Source organism: Bradyrhizobium ingae, assembly GCF_055791185.1.
In genome coordinates this window covers 1-2,867 of sequence record NZ_JBVUBB010000084.1, presented here as the reverse complement: position 1 = coordinate 2,867, position 2,867 = coordinate 1, and the positions used below count along the sequence as shown (strand labels likewise).

3 protein-coding genes and 2 pseudogenes are annotated in these 2,867 nt (G+C 64.9%); 1 reads left to right on the top strand and 4 read right to left on the bottom strand.

Annotated elements, in window-relative coordinates; genetic code table 11:
* Positions 1-187 (bottom strand): annotated as a pseudogene (locus ACV1FX_RS41560) (hypothetical protein); the annotation flags it as partial.
* On the opposite strand from ACV1FX_RS41560, the pseudogene ACV1FX_RS41555 reads away from it, so the two are divergent.
* Positions 174-233, top strand: a pseudogene (locus ACV1FX_RS41555) (hypothetical protein); the annotation flags it as partial. The pseudogenes ACV1FX_RS41560 and ACV1FX_RS41555 sit on opposite strands and share 14 nt — an antisense overlap.
* A gap of 108 nt (positions 234-341) precedes the next feature.
* On the opposite strand, the gene tnpC reads toward ACV1FX_RS41555, so the two are convergent.
* The 3 genes from tnpC to tnpA form a co-directional block, all read right to left on the bottom strand.
* Positions 342-1,946, bottom strand: a complete 1,605-nt coding sequence (gene tnpC, locus ACV1FX_RS41550; protein WP_473123257.1) for an IS66 family transposase — start codon at positions 1,944-1,946, stop codon at positions 342-344.
* Positions 1,947-2,019: 73 nt separating this feature from the next.
* Positions 2,020-2,343 carry an IS66 family insertion sequence element accessory protein TnpB gene (gene tnpB / locus ACV1FX_RS41545; protein WP_473123258.1) on the bottom strand — a complete coding sequence of 108 codons (324 nt, stop codon included), beginning with the start codon at positions 2,341-2,343 and terminating at the stop codon, positions 2,020-2,022.
* 26 nt (positions 2,344-2,369) lie between these two features.
* Positions 2,370-2,741: an IS66-like element accessory protein TnpA gene (tnpA, locus tag ACV1FX_RS41540; RefSeq protein WP_473123256.1), complete on the bottom strand. Its 372-nt coding sequence runs from the start codon at positions 2,739-2,741 to the stop codon at positions 2,370-2,372.
* Positions 2,742-2,867: the final 126 nt, after the last annotated feature.

The window sequence follows — 2,867 nt, the reverse complement described above, 5'->3', positions numbered from 1 at the left end:
GTAAGCGGCGTGTCTCCCGCACCTTGTTGCTGATGAGCTGATCGGCAAAATGAGTTCCGTCTTGAAGAGGACGGTTTGCATAGATGATCGGGCGTGTTGTCGACGCATCGCAGCTACGAGTCCGGCGGCGCTGGAGCGACGAGATCAAAGGACGGATCGTCTCGGAATCCTTTGTGCCGGGCGCCATCGTCTTGGACGTCGCGCGGCGCCACGGTCTGTCGCCGCAGCATTTGTCGGCTTGGCGCAGGGCGGTACGCGACGGGCTGTTGAAGCTGCCGGAAGGCACCGAGCCGGTGGCGACGAGGCCTGCTGGAGCGGTCGCGATACAGGAAGCGAGTTCATCAAGCGGCGAGGCTGTTAGTTTGCTCGGCGCTCCACGCCCAGGGCATGAGTTCGTCCAGACGCGAGGACGGCCAGAGGTTGACGAGTCTGGTGAGAACGTCGGTCAGATAGGCCTGCGGCTCGACGCCGCAGAGCTTGCAGGTCTCGATCAGCGAAGCGATGCAGGCCCAGTTCTCCGCGCCCTCATCATGCCCCGCGAACAGTGCATTTTTGCGATTAAGGATAAGAGGACGGATGCTTCGCTCGACAATATTTGTGTCGAGCTCAATGCGGCCGTCGTCGAGGAAGCGCGTCAGGCCAACCCAGTGGTTCAAGGCGTACCGGATGTGTTCGGCGATTGTCGCTTTGCCCGAGACGCGGGTGAGTTGCTGGTCGAACCAGGCCTTGAGCGCCGCTACCAGCGGCTTGCTACGCTCCTGGCGGACGGCCCGGCGCTCGTCGGCGCTGCGGCCCTTGATCGTCTTCTCGATGGCATAGAGAGCGGCGATACGCTCGAGCGCTTCGCTCGCGATCGGGGCAGGACCGTCCTGGACAACGTCGAAGAAGCGCCGCCGCAGATGAGCCCAGCAGAAGGCGAGCGTGATCGCCGCGTCAGGCGCGGTGTCGGCGATGGTCTTGTAGACGGTATAGCCGTCGCATTGCACGATGCCACGATAACCGTCGAGCAGCTTGAGCCCGTGGACGGCGCCGCGACCAGGCGCGTAAGTGTAGGCCACTGCGGGCGGATCAGCTCCGCCCCACGGCCGATCGTCGCGCGCGATCGCCCAGAAGAAGCCCTTCTTGGTGCGGCCGCGGCCGGGATCGAGCACCGGCGCTGTGGTCTCGTCGACCGCGATCTTACTCGCGGTCAGAATGGTCTCGCGCAGCCTGAGCCAGAGCGGACGAAGCTCTGCGCCTGCATAGCCGACCCAGAACGCCAGAACCGAGCGCTTAATGTCGATACCCTGCGCCAGCAGCATCTGAGCCTGCCGATAGAGCGGCAGGTGCCAGGCATATTTGGCGACCAGCACATGGGCGACCATCGCCTCGGTCGGCAAGCCGCCCTTGATCAGCCGCTCTGGCGCCGGCGCCTGAACCACGCCATCCGTGCAGGCCCGACAGGCGTATTTGGGACGGTGGGTGACGATCACGCGGAACTGCGCCGGGACGACGTCGAGCCGCCGTGAGGTCTCCTCACCGATCACATGCAAAGGCGCGCGGCAGCACGGGCAGCAGGTCACCTCTGGGGCTATCGTGACGTCGATATGCGGCAGATGGGACGGCAGCGCACCACGGCTGGCGCGACGCCGTTCAGCGCGCTGGCGTGCGCCTGCCGTGTCCTTCCGGTCCTGAGCCGCCTCGTCGCTGGCAATGGCCTGCTCGATGTCTTCGATCGCCAGCTGCAACTGCTCAGGATCGAGCTTCTCCGAGCGGCGACCGAACTGCGCGCGTTGCAGCTGGCGCAAGAGATGCTGAAGGCGATCCATTTGCGACAGCGCCTGGTCGCGTTCGACGATCGCCGCGTCGCACTTTGCGATCGCCGCGTCGCGCTCCGCGCGTGCCGCCGCAACCAGCGCCTGCAGCGCCTCGATGTCGGTCGGAAGTTGATCCGTGGTCTCGCTCACGCCCGCCACTCAAGCTGATTCGCGGGCCGTTGTGGTAGACTGCAGCCGACATGATTTAATTGGTCAACAGGGTTCACGAGGTTGCGCTCGGCTGAGCAATGTCGCGGGCATGCAGGCGCGACCAGTCCAGGCCGTCCATCAGCGCGGCGAGCTGTGACGCAGACAAACGCATCACGCCATCGCTGATCGGCGGCCAGCGGAACGCGCTATGCTCCAGCCGCTTCCACAGCAGCACGAGCCCGGACCCGTCCCAGGCAAAAATCTTCAAACGGTCCGCTCGCTTTGAACGGAAGACAAAAATCGTTCCCGCGAATGGATCATGGTGGAGTTGCTCGCGCACCAGCGCGGCAAGACCATCGGCGCCTTTACGGAAGTCGACCGGCCGTGTCGCGATCATGATCTTCACGCCCGCCGAAGCCGCGATCATGCCGTCGTCCTCACGGCCCGCAGCACATCGCGCAGCCAGGCCGGATCAACCCCGGCCGCTGCGCGAACTACCGCATCACCGATCTCGATGCTGATCGTCATCGCGTTCCGCGTTGCCGCTTCCACGCACATCCCAGCGGGGCGCAGCTCCGACACCACCGGAACGAAGAGTGGCGCATCTTCCGCCGGCAAGCTCAGCAGACCGGCGCGCGCGGCCTTGCGCCAAGCAAACAGGTGTTGCGGCGAGAGGTCGTGCCGGCGCGCCACCTCGGACGCAACAGCGCCCGGCGCATACGACTCTGCCACGATCCGTCCCTTGACCGCGTCGCTCCACCGCCGCCGACGCCCCGCTCCGACCTGGATATCCACCCGGCCCCGTGGCTCCGAAGCGTCAACTATATGGTCAACCATATATGCGAACCTTAACTGTATATGACGGCTCGCATGTTGCCGGTCAGCTCACGCCGAACAAGGTGTGGGAGACACGCCGCTTAC

What these genes read in the sequence shown, in the direction of transcription:
- tnpB (WP_473123258.1), bottom strand. Translation starts at nt 2,343, where the DNA reads ATGATCGCGACACGGCCGGTCGACTTCCGTAAAGGCGCCGATGGTCTT.